The 17,296-nt window shown below is 56.4% G+C and carries 13 protein-coding genes; 3 read left to right on the top strand and 10 right to left on the bottom strand.

What is annotated here, in order from left to right; genetic code table 11:
* Positions 1–92: 92 nt before the first annotated feature.
* From OU421_RS06465 to OU421_RS06450, 4 genes are all read right to left on the bottom strand, one after another.
* Positions 93–1,190 carry an ATP-NAD kinase family protein gene (locus OU421_RS06465; protein WP_268187809.1) on the bottom strand — a complete coding sequence of 366 codons (1,098 nt, stop codon included), beginning with the start codon at positions 1,188–1,190 and terminating at the stop codon, positions 93–95.
* Complete coding sequence (locus OU421_RS06460; protein ID WP_268187808.1) at positions 1,187–2,551, bottom strand: TrpB-like pyridoxal phosphate-dependent enzyme; 1,365 nt, start codon at positions 2,549–2,551, stop codon at positions 1,187–1,189. The genes OU421_RS06465 and OU421_RS06460 overlap by 4 nt, the downstream gene beginning before the upstream one ends.
* A gap of 89 nt (positions 2,552–2,640) precedes the next feature.
* Positions 2,641–7,371, bottom strand: a complete 4,731-nt coding sequence (locus OU421_RS06455; RefSeq protein ID WP_268187807.1) for a hypothetical protein — start codon at positions 7,369–7,371, stop codon at positions 2,641–2,643.
* Between the two features lie 17 nt (positions 7,372–7,388).
* Positions 7,389–7,694 (bottom strand): hypothetical protein, encoded by a 306-nt coding sequence (locus OU421_RS06450; RefSeq protein ID WP_268187806.1) that lies wholly within the window; start codon positions 7,692–7,694, stop codon positions 7,389–7,391.
* On the opposite strand from OU421_RS06450, the gene OU421_RS06445 reads away from it, so the two are divergent.
* Positions 7,683–8,483 carry a PHP-associated domain-containing protein gene (locus tag OU421_RS06445; RefSeq protein WP_268187804.1) on the top strand — a complete coding sequence of 267 codons (801 nt, stop codon included), beginning with the start codon at positions 7,683–7,685 and terminating at the stop codon, positions 8,481–8,483. The two genes, OU421_RS06450 and OU421_RS06445, sit on opposite strands and share 12 nt — an antisense overlap.
* Before the next feature lie 55 nt (positions 8,484–8,538).
* On the opposite strand, the gene cls is transcribed toward OU421_RS06445, so the two are convergent.
* The 5 genes from cls to OU421_RS06420 all read right to left on the bottom strand — a co-directional run bounded on the left by cls (position 8,539) and on the right by OU421_RS06420 (position 15,333).
* Complete coding sequence (gene cls / locus OU421_RS06440) at positions 8,539–10,002, bottom strand: cardiolipin synthase (protein ID WP_268187802.1); 1,464 nt, start codon at positions 10,000–10,002, stop codon at positions 8,539–8,541.
* A 131-nt stretch (positions 10,003–10,133) separates the two neighbouring features.
* Complete coding sequence (locus OU421_RS06435; protein ID WP_268187801.1) at positions 10,134–11,834, bottom strand: PAS domain S-box protein; 1,701 nt, start codon at positions 11,832–11,834, stop codon at positions 10,134–10,136.
* Between the two features lie 643 nt (positions 11,835–12,477).
* Entirely contained in the window at positions 12,478–12,819 is a 342-nt protein-coding gene (locus tag OU421_RS06430) for a hypothetical protein (protein WP_268187800.1), read from the bottom strand.
* A gap of 189 nt (positions 12,820–13,008) precedes the next feature.
* Positions 13,009–14,385 carry a response regulator gene (locus tag OU421_RS06425; RefSeq protein WP_268187799.1) on the bottom strand — a complete coding sequence of 459 codons (1,377 nt, stop codon included), beginning with the start codon at positions 14,383–14,385 and terminating at the stop codon, positions 13,009–13,011.
* 84 nt (positions 14,386–14,469) lie between these two features.
* Positions 14,470–15,333, bottom strand: coding sequence for a nucleoside 2-deoxyribosyltransferase (locus OU421_RS06420; protein ID WP_268187798.1), 864 nt, complete (start codon positions 15,331–15,333; stop codon positions 14,470–14,472).
* 36 nt (positions 15,334–15,369) lie between these two features.
* Here OU421_RS06420 and OU421_RS06415 point away from each other — a divergent pair, with 36 nt between their 5' ends.
* Complete coding sequence (locus OU421_RS06415; protein ID WP_268187797.1) at positions 15,370–15,861, top strand: DUF367 family protein; 492 nt, start codon at positions 15,370–15,372, stop codon at positions 15,859–15,861.
* Here the strand turns inward: OU421_RS06415 and OU421_RS06410 are convergent.
* Positions 15,852–16,106, bottom strand: coding sequence for a 2TM domain-containing protein (locus OU421_RS06410; protein ID WP_268187796.1), 255 nt, complete (start codon positions 16,104–16,106; stop codon positions 15,852–15,854). The two genes, OU421_RS06415 and OU421_RS06410, sit on opposite strands and share 10 nt — an antisense overlap.
* 515 nt (positions 16,107–16,621) lie before the next feature.
* On the opposite strand from OU421_RS06410, the gene OU421_RS06405 reads away from it, so the two are divergent.
* A complete protein-coding gene (locus OU421_RS06405) occupies positions 16,622–17,233 on the top strand; it encodes a class I SAM-dependent methyltransferase (RefSeq protein WP_268187795.1) in 612 nt (203 codons plus the stop codon).
* The last annotated feature ends 63 nt before the right edge of the window (positions 17,234–17,296 follow it).

Raw genomic sequence — 17,296 nt, 5'->3', positions numbered from 1 at the left:
ACAGAAAAAAGGTAACGGGGATGAAGAAACTTTCAGAACAGGCCCGACCGATCACCTGAAACAGAACATCTCAAAAAAAACGAAATCGCAGATCAGGATTCGTGTAGTAATGGCATGCGGCGGGCCATGGCATACCCACAGACCACCTGCACGAAATCAGGGAACCGCTGGTTTTGATCCGGGTCACCGGTGTCCAGATAGAGGGTGGGTGTGCGGGAGAGTTTGGCCTCGGTTGCGATGATAATGAAGTTCTCCGGCCCAATTCGACGGACAACAGCAGGGGATACCTGCTGGGTCCCCCGGCCCAGCACAAACCCCTGTGCCCCGATAGGCGAGATTATGGCCTGCACGAGAGGATACTCGTCCAGCAGACGGAGAATCCCCTCTTCATTGAGGTCACGGGCGATGACATCCCCATCATAAACGGCGTCGATGCCGAGGAGGGTGCCCTCCTCCCCGAGTGCATGGATAACAGCGGCGGTCGTGCTCCCGGCACCGATGAGGTACAGGGTGTCATCACGCATGATATCTCCGATAAACCGTGCAATATCTGCCTGCGCCCGGGCCTCATGGCGTGCATCCGTTGCCCATTTGGATGATGGCAGGTGGCCGGTCAGGGCGGGCGAGCGGGCAATACCTGCAAGACGCACCGACAAACGGCCCTCCCGGTAGGCCTCCTCGTCGATATCCATCACCTCTGCATCGGTCATCACCGCCTCATCCAGCCGGTTCACGCATTCGGCCGCCGCTGCAGGGGTCGGGGCAAAGACACCGGAATACATCTTCACGCCGGAGGGGACGCCGAGGATGGGGATGGTGTCACCAACTACCGCAAAGACATCACGGGCGGTCCCGTCCCCCCCGCAGAAGAGGATGAGCTCCACCCCCCGGTCGCAAAATGTCCGGCAGGCCCGGCGGGTGTCTTCCGCGGTCGTCTCTGTCGCCTTCGGCTGATATACCGTCTCTGCCGGGATGCCGACTTGTGCCAGCAGGCCCTCCCCCATCGGGCCGCCTGCGGTGAGAAAGGTGTGGACTCCCGGTCGGATCAGGGAGAGCAGCCGGGAGGCACGGTCCGGTGCGACCGGGACTGCCCCCCGGTGGATCGCCTCTGCGACCTGCCCGTCCGTTCCCTTCAGTCCGACTGCACCGCCCATCCCCGCGACCGGGTTGACCACCACACCGATTTTCATTGCGAGATCACGGGCAGTTCTTTGAGGGATGCGGCAATAAGCTCTGCGGGATACTCATAGTCCGGCAGACCGCCTGTGAAGTAGGCCTCATATGACGAGAGGTCGAAGTGGCCGTGGCCCGAGCAGTTGAAGACGATGGTCTTTTCTTCACCGGTGCGCCGGCATTCCTCCGCCACATCTATCACGGTCTTGATGGCATGCGCCGACTCCGGTGCGACGATGATACCCTCCGAGCGGCAGAAGTCCACCGCTGCCTTAAATACCTCGTTCTGGTGACTGGAGACCGAGTCGATGAGCCCTTCATGGTGCAGCAGGGAGACTAAGGGCGCCATCCCGTGATACCGCAGTCCGCCCGCATGAATGGAGGGGGGGACAAACCCGTGGCCAAGGGTGTACATCTGCATGATCGGCGTATAGCCGGAGACATCCCCGTAGTCATAGGCATACAGTCCCTTCGTGAGCGTCGGGCAGGCGGCAGGTTCGGTTGCGATCATCTGGCAGTCAGGCATCCGCCCGGCCAGCTTCTCCCGGATAAACGGGAAGGCAAGACCCGCAAAGTTCGAACCGCCCCCGGCACACCCGATGATGACGTCTGCCGTCTCCTCGCCCGCCATTTTAAGCTGTTCCAGCGTTTCCAGACCGATCACCGACTGGTGCAGGCAGACGTGGTTTAAGACCGACCCAAGAGCGTAGTTCGTGTTGGAGTTTCCTGCCGCGTCTTCGACCGCTTCAGATATCGCCATCCCGAGCGAGCCCGAGGTATCCGGGTCCTGCTCCAAAAGGGTCCGGCCGGCATTGGTGTCCGGCGAGGGCGAGGCCACGCAGTCCGCTCCCCAGCACTGCATCATCATCTTGCGGTAGGGTTTCTGGTCATAACTGCCCCGGACCATGTAGACCTTGCACTCCATATCGAAGAGCTGGGTTGCAAAGGCAAGGGACGAGCCCCACTGGCCCGCACCGGTCTCGGTTGAGATACGCTCGATGCCGTCCTTCATATTATAGTAGGCCTGGGCGATGGCCGTATTCGGTTTGTGAGACCCGGGTGGACTCACTCCCTCATACTTGTAGAAGATCTTTGCAGGGGTCTTCAGGAATTTCTCCAGTCGGCGGGCACGATAGAGAGGGGAGGGCCTCCAGAGGGTGAGGATGTCACGCACCTCTGCGGGGATGTCGATGTAGCGCTCGGTCGACACCTCCTGGCGGATCAGTTCTGAAGCGAAGATCGGGGCGAGATCCTCCGGGCCGATGGGCTCCTTTGTCTGTGGGTTGTAGGCCGGTGAGAGGGGCACCGGGAGATCTGCCTGGATGTTATACCATTGCCGTGGCAGGTCATTCTCATCGAGAATATACTTGGTTTCCATAGAATATATGTGTGTCATTGCACACATATATACATTGTTGTACTCTTACCACACATATACAGAACTACCAAAGAAAAAAATGGGGGAGATTACCGGCGGCGGAGCACCGCGACGGCACTAAGAATACCGATTGCTCCTGCAACCGGTATAATTCCTGCTGGCGTCGTGGTGGGCACCGGGGTGGTGGTCGCCGTGGCCGTCACACCAGCCGGGGACGACGCGGAGGAGGGGAAATCGCTGTCGGCACCGGACTGCGGATTCGCTCCCGGACTGTCGGAACCATCATCCGATCCATCGAGCGGACCCGTCACCGGAGCCTTAGGGATTGCTTCCGGCGTCACAGACGGGACCGTGCCGGGACCGGTGAACTCGGTCGCATTGTGAGAGAGCGACTGCATGAAAATATAATACCCCGGATTATCGTTGCTTCGCTCTTCCGCCCAGAAGGGGGCAATGAACATCACGTCGAAGAATTCACCATCCGCAACATCCGCAGGGCAGGTCACCGGCACCTCCATGGGTCCGATGGTCATCGTGACCGGGTCATTCACGACCGGATTGAACCGCCATAAATCCCATGATGTCGTGGAATTGGGTGCCCACTGGGGATACAGGGTTTTTCCGGTCCCCTCAGGGAACCCGTGGTTGTAGTCATACGTGATGTTCACGGTCGTGTTACATCCGCCCACGCCGACGACACCGATGCCACATCCGCCCAGATGAACCCATGGTTCTGGAGAGGGCAGCGGCGGGGCCCAGGAACCGCACGTGCTGTAGAGCACATAAGGACCGTTTCCGGAGATATCTGCTGAAATATCCTGCGCTTCGTCAAAGAATGTCTCATCAAATGTATTCCCGATGGAGTTCGAAAGGACAACTATCCCCCCGTCCACATAGGTGCAGGCAAAGACGTTGTCGCAGGAACCGGTCGGGTCAGTGAGTGCCCCGTCCGGCAGGAATTCACCAGTCGGAATGAGATTATTGACCCGACTGCCGCCGCACACGACCGAAGCAGCCCAGTTTGCTTCCCAGGTACCATCCGAAACCATGAGATTATCAGAATCACCAAGGAGTAAGCCCACGAGGTTTTCGGAGCCGTAGATATTCATCACATCTCCTTCGTTTGCTCCGGCGACAGAGAGACCTGCGCCGCCGTTACCCACGGAATAAACTCCCCGAACACTCAGACGTTCGGCTCCGACGGGTTCTGCCGGGTGCACGAAGCCGCTCGCGTCGACCGCCTTCCACGGGCTGATCAGCGCAATTCCGTGATACCCGTTGCCGGATGCGGAGACATCTTCGACAACGATGGACGGGGAGAGCACAACGATGCCCTGCCAGCCGTTATCGTCCGTCGAGACGCCGGAGACCGACAGTTCCGCACCCATCAGGTAATGGGTGAGAATGAGGTCCATGATTTCCGTCTCATTCAGGTCGGTGATGTCGCCCTCATACGAGGAGATATACTCCATTGCCCACACGATGAGATCCCATGCCGTCTCCCGGTCATCCGACCCGGCAGATGCCGCATCTGCGTCACCGGTGAGCTGACAGACGAGTGCCATCGTCTCCGGGGAGGGGACGGTCGCGTCATCCGCCGTCGCAGACGGAAGAACATCCGGGGAGAAGCTGAAGTACATGAGGACCGCTGCCACCGGGTCGACACAGACAATACCCGGTCCAGCGTTCTGGTCCGCGGCGGCATCCGTGAGTGTGCCGTTGATACCCGCAAGGACGATACCGGAGATACTGTTTTCATCCGCACCGATCTCCGTGTGGTGACTGGTAACAAAGAGGGAGACGACGCCCACGCCGTTCCCGTCTGCCTCACAGGCGGCCATATCGGTAAGGACACCCGCCGTGGCAATACCGGCGCCGGTGTTGCCGGATGCCGCGATATCGATGTATTCGCCCACAATGGAGAGACCGATGACACCGCTGCCTGCGGCAAGGCCGATGATATCGCTTTCGTCATCGTTTGCAGCACCGTTGTCATCCGCTATGACGCCGTTCATCACCACGTTCGGGCCGATTGCGACGAATCCCGGATAGCCGTTGCCGGATGCGGAGACATCTTCGGCATAGACACCAGCGTATTCGAAGTAGAACTCGATATGCTCAAGAAGAATTTCCATCGGGTCCTCCGTCAGCAGGGTGGCCTTATTGATGGTCACCTCTCCGGCAGGAGCTCCGGTGTAGTAGGTGGCAACGATCTCCTGCGCAACAGCACTCTCCGTGATATCCGCGTGCATCGCAAGGTCGGCCGTGTCGTCAGCCGCCAACGCAATGGGGAGCCCGTCGCCGTCCAGCACCACGAAGTAGCCGAGCACCGCAGCAGCAAGGGTCACGGGGTCGATGGTGACGATACCCGCGTATCCGTTGTCGTCTGCCGTGACTTTCTCATACTCAGATACGACACCAACAGTGACCATCCCTGCTCCGGAATTCTCCGATACCGAAATATCAAAGAAATCACCGGTGAGATACAGACCAAAAATACCTGTCCCGAGAAGGGCCTCAAGCGTGCTGCCGCCGTCATACCCGTTGCCATCTGCCGAAAACCCGTATGCCGCAACATTCGGATATACCACGGCCATGCCAAAGAGCCCGTTCTCATCCGCACCGGATTCCATCATATAGCACCCGGACAGGGCCATATACTGGTGTATCAGTTCAATGAGGACCGCCACATCCTCTTCCGTGACGTCGTCCGTTTCAATGTCTGCTGTGGCGGACGCAGCAAAGGCATCGGTCTCACCGTAGCAGGTCATGACATCCTGCATGGCAGGCGATGAGAGACTCTCCAGATAGAATCGGTCCTCTTCAGAGATGCCCGCGGAATCCAGAACAACGGACAGGTCGGAGTGCACCAGGAGTGCAGCAATACCCAGACTCAGGGGGTCCATGGCAACGATACCGCCATAGTCATTCCCTGATGCCGTACATTCGTAACATCCCGTCATCACAGACGTCATGAGAATACCGGAACCGGCATTCTGATCCGAATGAACACCGAGGAATTCGTTTACGAGCGAAACGGAGAGAAGCCCGGTCTGGAAGAGCGGACCGTGAATGTCGCTGTAGGCTTCGGCACCGTTTCCGGTGAGTGTCGCATTCTCAATCGCCAGGACAAGAGAGGCGGCAGCCATACCGGCACCACCGTTGTCCGCTGCATCAACCCCGGAGTATTCGCCGACGAAGGATGCACCGACAATACCGGCACCGCTGAGCGTGCCTGCAACGTCGGTCGGGCACACGCCGTTTTCACCTGCGGCAATATCCGATGCAACAACGTACGGGGCAATGACCCCGATGCCGGTATACCCGTTATCATTCGCCGAAACGGATGACAACATCACATTCGGGCCGTTTTCCGTGACATTTTCGACAAAGACAACGACGCCCTCCCCGAGAATGAATTCATCTTCGGAGACGACCGTGGCGTTTGCCACAGACGCCGTCATTTCAGTGAATGCCGTATCGAGTGCATCTGCCATCGCATCGGTGTCACTCTCAAGACCGATATCCGAGACCAGACCCGAGAGAACGGGATAGTCGTCGGATACCGAGATGGTGAGAATCCCGAGATACTCGTTTGCATCCGCACTGCAGTCGGTGATGACCACATCGCCGGTGGTATCCGTCAGGATACCCGCGCCCATGTTGTCTGTCGCGTCCACGCTCTCAATGGTGCCGTTTATGCTCTGCACCACAAAAAGACCGTTCCCCGCATGGCGAAGGTCATGAACGATGCTGTCTGCACCCGCTGCCAGATCAGCATCTGCAGTGAACAGGAGGTCGTCATCCCGGCAGAGGGCACAGGCACGGGACAGACCGTCATCGCTGCCCACAATGGGGGGGACGACAGGGATATCTATCTCCGCCCCGTTTCCGCCGGTCGTCACGTCGGAGACCGCGAAGTCGGCAAAGCCGTTCAGGACGACACCGTCATCACCGTTTCCGGTCGACTCCACCTCGGATATCTCCGCAACGGAGGTCCCGGACCCCTTGACGAAGAGGCCGTCTCGTGCATTGCCCGTGGCAACAATATCCGTGAGAAGAGCAGAGGAGCATTCCTCCCCATCCACGGGTATGACCCACAAGTCTTCCAGGATAACGTCGACTCCACGATACCCGTTCCCGGTGGCAAGGACAGACGTGAGCACGGCCTCACCGCCGCGGATCTGCAGTCCGTCATCGCCGTTATCCTGACAGAGAAGCTCCGTTCCTTCGGTGAATGTGGTACTGACCACATGAATGCCGGCCCACCCGTTCTCGATTGCATCAACTTCGGTCAGCACGGCCTCGTCATAGTAGATGATATTGATGCCGTGCCAGCCGTTCTCTGTCGCCACGACATCCGTGAGGGCGACCGTCCGTCCGGAGACACCGGCCCGTGCAACAAGGCCGTTATGCGAAGCGTTCGTCACACAAATAGACGATACGGCGAAATCACCGTTGTAGAGAAACATCGAACACTCCCCACACCCATACCAGCCGTCGGGATCAAGGGGCGGCAGCTCGATCGTGCCGCCCATGCCGTCGATGACCGGCAGGTCACCCGCCGGCGAGGGGATGCCCATAATCGTGAGTTCCCGGCCGGCCGCGTCCACCGCGACCGGTTCTTTATACACTGCGTAGGCGATCTCTATCGTGTCACCACTTGTCCAGTCACTGTCCAGTGCCGCCTGCACGGTCGTGAAATCGCCCGTTCCGTCGGGATTCACCACCCATGTGGCGGCCATTGCCGGTGCTGCGAGGCACACCACGGCACAGAGTGCCACGAGTACCACGAGCCTGCCGGTCCGCATCCTTGTCATCCAATTCCACCTCTGTCTTAGGAGGACTCCTTTCGAAGTACACTCATATAAGTTACCATTATTCCAATACTCCATAAAAAAACATTATATATTGAATTGTCAAACGAATGGGTCAAAAATATTACATTCATCCATCCGGTGCCGCCCGCCGGGTATCCCGACGGGAACGCCCGGTTCGTGACCAGTAAATAGGAGTCCGACCAACCGGTAATGAACAGACCGGCATGAACCAGAGACGCAGAGACAGACGGGTCATCTTCGCCCGACCCGACATACCGGCACTCCGAAGGCAGGGCTGCAGTGGCGTGGATATGCACTTTCATACAAACCATTCCGATTCTCCCACGCGTGTCCGCGACGCTCTCGCCCTTGCAAAACAAAAGGGCATCGGCCTTGCGATTACCGACCACAACGCCGTGAGCGGTGTCGCCGAGGCGGAACGGAGAGACGCGTCCGTTCTCCTGATCCCCGGCATCGAAGTGAGCGCCTGGGACGGGCCCCATATCCTCCTCTACTTCTTCTCCTCCCGTGATCTCGTTGAATGCTACGAGACCCATATCGCCCCAAAAAAGAGCAGGAGTCCCTGCCTTGCGACCTCCCTCACGACATCGGAGATCGCCGCCGTGGCCGAAGACTATCCGTGCGTCGTGGTCGCCGCCCATCCCTTCGGCTACCTGCTCTTCAACAAGGGGCTCTGCAAGTGTATCGAACGGCGCTATCTCTCCCCCTGGACCTATAGCCGCTTCGACGGGCTAGAGGTGATCTGCGGAGGGATGACGCGGCCGCTCAACGAGAAAGCCGCAGGCGTGGCAGAACGACGCGGAATGTGCTATACCGGCGGGACGGACGGCCATCTCCTGTATGACCTCGGGCATGTCCTCACCTGTGCCCAAGCGGAGACGACAGAAGAGTTTCTCGAGGCCGTGCTGCACCGGAAGAACTGCGTCATCGGGCGGGAGAAGAACCTGCTCGAAAAGGGTGTAATGGCGTCAGCCATGCTGCCGCAGTACCTGCCTTATACCGTGCCGTCCCTCGCGGTTCACTACCGCCAGAACCTCCCGCGTATCAAACATTTTCTCGACCGACAGCAGAAAAAAAACGGAAACAAATAACCTCTCTCTCCTCAGTCTTTCCGGGAATAGCAGGACAACACAATCGGCGGACAGATCACAGTATCCCGGAAAAAAGACGGGAGAACGATTCCTTGAAGCGCATGAGATGGGTGCGCTGCCCGTACATCTCCGGCGTCACTTCTGTGCATGAGGCAATGTCGTCGGCAAATATCTGTTTCAGGGTGGCCGGGACACCCCCCCTGTACAGGAATGCGTTCGCCTCAAAGTTCAGTGAAAAACTCCGGATATCCCAGTTGGCACTCCCGACGGAGGCCGCAATACCATCGACCGTGACCGTCTTTGCGTGAATAAACCCATCATCATAGGTATAGACCCGCACGCCGGACTCCATCAGTTCCCAGAGATAGGAGAAACCGGCCCAGTAGACGAACGGGTGGTCCGGTTTGCAGGGGACCATGATACGCACGTCCACCCCCGATTCCGCTGCAATTGTAAGGGCGTCCATGATACTCGCGTCCGGGATGAAGTAGGGAGTCTGGATCCAGACGCTCTCGCGTGCGTTGTGTATCAGGCTCAGGTAGCCCTTCTTTATTGCTTCACCGCGTGAATCCGGCCCGCTCGCGACGATCTGCACGAGCGCCCCCTCCCGTTCCTCCATCACCGGGAAGTAGCGTTCGTCAAATCCAAGGTCCGCCCCTGCGGCATGATTCCAGTCCATGAAGAAGCGCACCTGTAGGGAATGCACGGCAGTGCCGGTGATCTTCAGGTGGGTGTCGCGCCAGTTTCCGAGCGGGCCTTTTCCGAGGTATTCGTCGCCGATATTATACCCGCCGATAAAACCGGTCTTCCCATCAATGATGGCGATCTTGCGGTGGTTGCGGTAGTTGACCCGCATATTAATGTGAAGGTACTTTGAGCGGAAAAAGAAGGCAACCTCACCGCCTGCATCCATCAGTTCGGAAAAGAAGTTCCTGGGGAGACCGTGACACCCGACGGCATCCCCCAGCACGCGGACCGTCACTCCTTCCCGTGCCTTTGCAACAAGGGCTGAAGTGATCTGCCGGGAGAGAGTGTCGTTTCGAATGATGTAGTATTCCAGGTGGATAAAGTCCTCTGCACCGGCGATTGCCTCCATGAGAGCTTCGAACTTCGCGTACCCATTGGTATACACCTCCATGGTGTTGTCGTTTGAGAGGACGGCCCCATCGTTACGAAGGAGCATCGTGACCATATTGAGGTAATCGCCGGCCTTGTCTTCGAACGGTACATGGATACGGGAAAGACGCTCTTCCTGAGACGCGATCAGCGTCTTTGCGATATGGTCGTCCTCTTCTTTCAGCCGGAATATCCGCTCCTTGTAGATGTTCTGCCCGAAGACGAGGTACAGAAGGAACCCGAAGATGGGCAAAAAGAAGAGCACCGCCACCCATAACAGGGCCGTAGAGGGCTTTTTTCGTTCCACAAACACCACCGTGATGGCGATGGAAAAATTGGCAACCAAAAGAATGCCCAGAAGGCTGTAACCTACGATATCAATACCGGACAGAAGAATAACCACAGAAAATACCCCGTTTGTGTTCGGGTAAAATTTCCGTTACGAACCAGATATAACTGCCTGTACGGAGGCAGCGGATGACAGGATCCAAACATTCAAAAAAAACAGACGGACGGGGAGAATATACCGCGTCCTCAGACGCCGTCAGGAAGCGGTTGGGCGGAGGTGACGACGCCTGCAGGTGTCCCGTCCTCGCCCGGCAGCATTGCATTCTGCCAGGCAACGGCAACGAGTCTGCCGTCGGCACTGAGGAGATGCCCGCTCTCGGAGACTGCCGGGAAACTGCCGTTCTGGAGCACCGCAAAGAACCGCCGGCGCAGAACTTCGCGTGAATGCGGTGGGACAACGGTGTCAAACCAGTTGCGACCAATGAGGCCGTCTGCAGGGTAGCCGAGCATCTCGCTGCCCCGCCGGTTCATCGTCCGGATGGTGCCATCCGGGGCGACAACCGCGATCAGGGCACCGGCGGCATCGAGTGACTGCTGCGCCTGGTCGCGCTCCGCACGGATGCGCTGTTCGTTGCGGACCGTATCGGTCACGTCACGGTAGATGCCGAGGATATAGCGGAGGTCGCCTTTGTCGGAGAAGATGGGTATCTTCTTGATCCAGAGCACCCGCTCCCCAATGCCGGGCACATCCGTCACAACCTCCGGTACGTCCACTTCAATACCTGACTGCAGAATCTCTTCGTCACGGCAGAGCAATACCCGGCAGAGATCGGGGGTGAAAATATCTGTGCACTGTTTTCCTACCACGGTATCGGAGGAGACACCGAACATCTCCTCAAAGGAACGGTTCGCAAAGACGAGCGAACGGTCGTCCACGTTCGTGACGAGGACCTTTGCAGGAATATTCTGGACAATCGAGAAGAGAAATGACTTCCACTGCAGGAGTCTCTGTTCCTGCACCCGCCGTTCACTGACATCACGGCAGACCATACGATACCCGGTAAAACTCCCCAGAAGGTCATAGCGCGGGGAGGCGCTCACCTCCACTTCGACCGGATGACCGTCTGCGTGCCGCATGGAAAGTGAGACAACCGCACCCCGCCGTGGACTGTCACGGGAAGCTGCAATGGCTTCCCTCGTCGCTGCGCGTCCCGTTTCCGGGATGAAACTGAATAACGACTTTTCTTCCATTCGTTCAGGCAGGTAACCGAGGATCTCTTCTGTGCGCGGACTCACATAGGAGAAGGTCCAGTCATCCCCGATGATCCAGATGGCATCACTCACGTCTTCGACAAGTGTGCGAAACTTCAGTTCACTCTCCCGCAACGCCTCCTCTGCCACCTTCTGCCCGGTGATGTCCTCCATGACAACCGCGACACCCGGCAGACCGGAGTTGAGTACCGTGGGGATGGTCTTCACCCGGAAAAATATCTCTCCGTCCACCCGCATATACCGGAGTTCATCGGTGGAACTCTTTCCTTCCATCGCATCCCCGATGCGCCCGACGATCAGGGGATGGTCAAACGCACCGAGGGGCGATTCACGCATCGGGTGGCCCAGGATCTCATCGCGGCATCCCCCCAGAAAGGTGCATATGGTGTCGTTCGCTTCGACGACTGTCAGCGTTGAATCCACCACGAAGACCATGTCAACCGCACAGTCCATCATCGCGGAGATGGGCATCCGCTGGGAGATGTAGAAAACCTTTGCCTTGCCGTACGTCTTCATCTCCACCTGTCCGGCTACGCGCAGCATGTCGAGATAGCGCGATGCCGTATTTCGGTTCATCCCGATGGCATCAGCGATGTCGCGGACTGCCATGCCCTTTGGATTCTCCCTGAGAACGTCACAGATACGGGTTAATTCTTGTGGAAAGACACCATGCATGTATGAATTAAAATTTACTCCGGTTCAGATATTATAGGTTTCGCTAATGCATGGCCCAATGCAACCACCCAACGCATACTTCAATGCTTGGCATTAGGCGCAACATATATATGCGAGTGATGAGAATATGTAATTAGTACCAGTTTGGCACAGACTGGGAACCAATATACCAATCCCCGCAGTGGTCTTTCACCAGAGAACCACAGCGACTGCATCCTGCCTCATCCGAACAGGGATACCGGAAGGGGGCATGGTACATTCGCCAGGGAAAACCAGAAGATACCAGGGAAGAGGGGGCGCACCACACCAAAACCTTACACACCTCTCAACACACGTACCACGAACAAACCGATACCACATACGCGCCCCCTGATACCAATCCTCAGGCATCTGTTTTTGAGTGATTCATTTTATGAAAACATCTATGAATCTGCAAACTCACTAATTTATAAATCAGGAAATAATTCACCATATGAAATGTTTTTGAGCTCTTTTGGTGACAATTTATTCAGCAGTTTCAGCAGTATCTGCAACAATCACTGAAACGAACGCGATATCCTGACACCATCATTACGATTCCAACAGACACAGCTTCAAAAAATTGAAAAAAGGTCAGGGAACAAGTGCCCCCGCCCCTCCGGACTCACTTCCACTGCACATGCTCTGGTGGACGGTCGAGGATTGCATCGCAGCGTTCCAGTTCCCCCATTGCCTTCCCAATCGCCGTGTCAACCCTGCTGCGCAGCCTTATCCACTCATCCTCTTCTGCATTCTCCAAGAGATCAATTTCAACCTCGGCAAGACTGACGTACATTCCCACATCCACATTGCAGGCCACGACATCTGCCTGAACCGTATCCGGCGCATCAGCAATACGTGCGCGAATCTGTTCATCTAGCTCCCGGACTTCATCCAACCGGGCACGCGCCTGTTCAAGAAAAACTGCACGAGTACTATCCCTGTGTATTTGTTCACTCTCTGTCATCTGAGCACCCCCCATGGGTTGCGTGCTCCTATGACGTCATTCCATAAAAAAACTTCCCCGACAAACCAATATGAACTGAGAATAATATCCTTGAAAACTGAATTTAGGGGAGATAAGCAAATATAAACCGAAAATTTAACCCCATGCAATTTTTTGCAGAATCAATCTCACGAATACGGATCAATAGCATCAGACAGGACGATTCTTTTCAATCTCAATCAGCCTGAGGTCAATCGAACCAAGAATTCGGTTCACTTCCTCTTGCTGTTCTTTTGCTGCATCGCGAAAGGCAGGTCCCTTCTCATATGCCCATGACATCGCATAAACCGCTTCCTTGAGTGCTCCACAGAGTTCCCCCACCCCCGCAATTGCGTCATCAGTGTTTTGGGTCCCTTCCAGCGTTCTCTCGCACTGCTGTAGCGCAACGGTCTCTCCTGTGACATCGCGGATATACAGTCCCACACACCGCGGCGTTCCGTCAGTTCCTTCGGTTACCGGGAGATATTGAATGGCATAGACCATACTGCCGGTCGAGAATTTTACCACTTTTTCCCGCCTTACCATCTGATTGCTCGCCAACACCTCATGAAAAAGGACCGGCCCCCCGATAAACGACTCCGGCAGTGCCCCAGTCAGATGAGGGATCAACCCGTGAATATCACTCCCAAATCGCTCACAAAGCGATGAGAACGCTTCATTATACAGAAAGACAGACCCATCTTCTGCTACACAGGCAAAGGGCTCGGGCATCGCCTCCACAAGGGCAGCAGGACCGGGCAAATTATCAGATTCGACCTCTGTGCCGGGAGTATAGGGTTCGATAAGAAAAGCAATCTTGTGAATCCGCGCATTATCCTTCTCCTGTATTATGACTGTGCTCAGATGAGCAAGGATATATCCACCGGATTTCATGCCGGCCCGTATCGTTGATGGAAACGAGAGCATGGAGCCTGCGGCATAGTCCGAAGAGACCAGTAGTTTCTCCATTAGAGCATCACGACCGGGCACCGATATCCCAAAGGCAGTAAAAAAAGGAAGACCGTGAACATCTGTGAGTCGGTATCCGGTCACCCGTTCGGCCTCCAGATTGAGACGCTCGATACGACCGTCTGCGTCAGTTATCACAACCGCTCCTGCGAGCATATTCAGGGCAGAATCAACCATTTCGGGACTCCCCTCAAGACGACTCTTTACCCGGTGTTTGTGCAGCGCCATCTCTATATTGGAATAAAGCTCCCGCTCATCGAATGGTTTTATGATATAGCCGTAAGGCTGACTGCGAATGGCCCGTGACAACGTTTCCCGATCAGAATGGGCGGTCGTGTAAATGACCGGAATGTCATAGCGCCGACCGATGCGATCAGCTGCCTCAATACCATCCATCTTTCCTTTCAGGTGGATATCCATCAGCACAACATCAGGCCGAAGCTTCCCCGCCGCAAGAAGCGCCTCTTCACCCCGGAGTTCATTCCCGACAACCGCATATCCCAGATGTTCAAGGGTCTCCCTGAGCTCCATTGCAATGATCGCTTCATCTTCCACTATCAGAATCCGTCGCTGACCCATCTCATATTCCCGGGGCTATGCCAGACATGCTGCCGACCCCATCTATATCTGAACTGTCGTTTACGGGGGAAATAATAATTGGCATTAGATTTCAGCTGCACCAATATCATCCCGCGGTGGGCAGATACGCGGGGAGGCAAGAATACGGGGCAGCATATCCACGTTGTCTGTCACACAGGCGGCTCCCTCAAGCATCAGGTTTACCTTTTCTGTGGCACCAACCTGCCGGAAATCGGTGCGCAGGGCAACAACCGGTGTGCCCTGTGCATAGGCATATCCCATTTCCCATGCGGTGCCCGAGTCTGCGTCCGCTCCGTCGATTACAGCGACCACCAGATCTGCCTCACTGAGGGCAGCCAGATTCTCCGTGAAGATGTCGTTTGTGTGGGCTGCTGAACGTTCAGCCGAAGAGTCCCCGCATTCCTGCGGCAGGTGCACCGAAAAGAGATGCTCACGCAACAGAGCGACAACAGAGCGGTTGTATGCCCGTTCCGCCTCAGAAAAGAGCGGTGCTGCGAGATATACCCGGTACCGGGCGAAGTCATACACATCCAGTGCTGGAATCTCAGGGAACCGGGAAAGGAAGACACCCCTACCGGGGTGGCGCTCTCCAGTCCGGTACCACCGGTTCACCCCACATACGGGGGATGAGTCCACCCCCACGATGCAGAGGGGAGCACCCCGCTCCCTGATGATCTCCCGCACTGCCTTTTCCGAACGGTCCAAAACGGCAGCAAATTCCGGGGAATCGAGCCGACCTTCATACGGCCCCGGCGGATGGTCCGGGCCCAGGAATTCGGTCTCGGAGCAGGGCATCATTACGGCATCGATGTCGAATGCCCGACAACGCTCCTGCGCACGAAAGAAGGCCCGAAGATCAGCATCTTTCGTGATGCCTACCGCACGGAGTGACGGTGATGCAATACAGGGGCACATGAGTACATACATTGATTATTCACTATGGGGACAACCATTAGATAAAGGATGATTCCCCTCTTTGCCTACCGCGACAATTCCTGCGATCCACGGCGGTGTTCTGTCAAAAAACTCGAGCGACGCGGATGCGTGCGGGTCTTTGCACGGGTGGATAAAATACCCCGCTCCAGCCTCATTCTCGACCCGTCAGCGCAGCAGGCGCTCTCGCCTGCCGACCGTACGCCAAAATCCATCACTGCTCTCGACTGTTCATGGGAAGTATTTGAAAAGATCCAGGTCGCCCGCTGGCCCCTGCGCCGGGCCCTTCCATTTCTTGTAGCAGCAAACCCCGGTCACTTCGGCCGGCCGTTTATGCTCAACTCGGTTGAGGCGTTTGCAGCGGCCCTTGTTATTCTGGGAGAACAGGAGCAGGCAGAAGAGATCCTCTCGGCCTTCAGCTGGGGCATCCGGTTTCTCGAGGTGAACCATGATCCCCTCACCGAATATGCCGCTGCAAAAGACTCTGCAGAGGTTGTTGAGATTCAGTCCTGTTATCTCTGATGCCTGTCACCGGGCCAAAAAACCTTCCAACCATTCCAAACAAGGAGAATTCCCCAGAGAAGGGCGATCCACTGTACCCAGAGAATATCCGGGGTAATCCTGAGATTCACTGCAAGGAGCACAAGCACCACCCCAAGGTAGAGCACAGCATGGTACACCAGTCCCCGGACAGGCGGGTCTGCGAGGAGGCCGCCGGAATTTTCGTCGTTGCCGTCCCGGTCATCAAAATCCTTCTCGTTCTGCATAGCTGCATTCTCATTAGCTGCTCGTAGGTATAGAACCTGTCGGGACAGGAAAATGGTATAATGAAAATCACCGACCGGAGAATAAATTGTCTTCAGAACAATTTTTTTCTCCCGAATCAGGATAGAAAACAGCTATTATCCATTCCGAAAGAAAACAAACCCAAAAGGGACAATTACCATGAGAATCAGCACCATCCATTTAGATACAGAGATTATTCCATAATCATTCGCAGAAACCACGACCAGCAACCAAATCATATACAAGAACTGAAAGGCACCTCTGCGATCAAAGCCCTCATCATCTCTGTTCCTATCCTCCGGTTCTCCCCCATGGATGTCTCTCCATCGGGTTTGGCATACATATACATTCCTACCCAAAATAGGAGAGAATACGTCTCAAGAGAGATTCCATAACCCCAATACCCCGCAACACGAATATGAGGTAAGAATAATACCCTCTACCAGATGATTTCTATCACAATCACCAGCAGATCAGAACGTCTGAACGGATTCACATGAACGCATGGGAGCAGAATTACCAAAAGAGAGGCGCTCTCTGGCAGGGAGCGGCCACCGGCATCCCGTCATTCCCTCCCACTACCCGGGTGCTGGAGGCAGGATGTGGCAATGGTAAAACACTCGCCGCCCTCTCCCAAAACGGCTGCCACGTCACCGGTTGCGATATCGCTGCATCGGCCCTCCGGCTTGCACGCCGTACCGCCCGTGGGGCCAGCCTCGTGCAGGCTGATGTCCGTTCCCTTCCGTTTCATGACCACACATTCAACGCAGTCGTTGCCGTCCACGTGACAGGCGCCCTCCGGGAGGCAGACCGCAGGCGGGCGGCAGCAGAGTATGCACGGGTGCTCCTGCCGGGGGGCATCCTTTTCTTTCGCGAATTCTCCGTCGGCGATTTTCGCTGCGGGAAGGGACAGGCTACAGAAGAGCACACCTTTCTTCGCGGCGACGGGGTGATGACACATTACTTCACCACGGACGAAGTGGAGGGGCTCTTCCCCAGCGAACAGTGGAAGGGAACCGTTGTGCCTGAACGCTGGGAGATGCGGGTCCGCGGCACACGATATCCCCGGGAGGTGCTCTCCGGGGTATTTTTCCAGAGGGGAAGATAGGTTACGGTGGGCAGCAGGATGACCGGTTGAGAAGAAAGACGGTCTGAATATGGCGTGGGGCGA

Origin of the sequence: Methanogenium organophilum (assembly GCF_026684035.1) — an archaeon.
Taxonomy (GTDB): Archaea; Halobacteriota; Methanomicrobia; order Methanomicrobiales; family Methanomicrobiaceae; genus Methanogenium; species Methanogenium organophilum.
This window is presented reverse-complemented; position numbering and strand designations above follow the sequence as displayed.

Coding starts and splice junctions, on each gene's coding strand:
- OU421_RS06465 (WP_268187809.1), bottom strand. CDS start 1,190: ATGAAAATCGGTGTGGTGGTCAACCCGGTCGCGGGGATGGGCGGTGCA.
- OU421_RS06460 (WP_268187808.1), bottom strand. CDS start 2,551: ATGGAAACCAAGTATATTCTCGATGAGAATGACCTGCCACGGCAATGG.
- OU421_RS06455 (WP_268187807.1), bottom strand. CDS start 7,371: ATGACAAGGATGCGGACCGGCAGGCTCGTGGTACTCGTGGCACTCTGT.
- OU421_RS06445 (WP_268187804.1), top strand. CDS start 7,683: ATGCACTTTCATACAAACCATTCCGATTCTCCCACGCGTGTCCGCGAC.
- OU421_RS06450 (WP_268187806.1), bottom strand. CDS start 7,694: ATGAAAGTGCATATCCACGCCACTGCAGCCCTGCCTTCGGAGTGCCGG.
- OU421_RS06435 (WP_268187801.1), bottom strand. CDS start 11,834: ATGCATGGTGTCTTTCCACAAGAATTAACCCGTATCTGTGACGTTCTC.
- OU421_RS06430 (WP_268187800.1), bottom strand. CDS start 12,819: ATGACAGAGAGTGAACAAATACACAGGGATAGTACTCGTGCAGTTTTT.
- OU421_RS06425 (WP_268187799.1), bottom strand. CDS start 14,385: ATGGGTCAGCGACGGATTCTGATAGTGGAAGATGAAGCGATCATTGCA.
- OU421_RS06420 (WP_268187798.1), bottom strand. CDS start 15,333: ATGTATGTACTCATGTGCCCCTGTATTGCATCACCGTCACTCCGTGCG.
- OU421_RS06415 (WP_268187797.1), top strand. CDS start 15,370: ATGATTCCCCTCTTTGCCTACCGCGACAATTCCTGCGATCCACGGCGG.
- OU421_RS06410 (WP_268187796.1), bottom strand. CDS start 16,106: ATGCAGAACGAGAAGGATTTTGATGACCGGGACGGCAACGACGAAAAT.
- OU421_RS06405 (WP_268187795.1), top strand. CDS start 16,622: ATGAACGCATGGGAGCAGAATTACCAAAAGAGAGGCGCTCTCTGGCAG.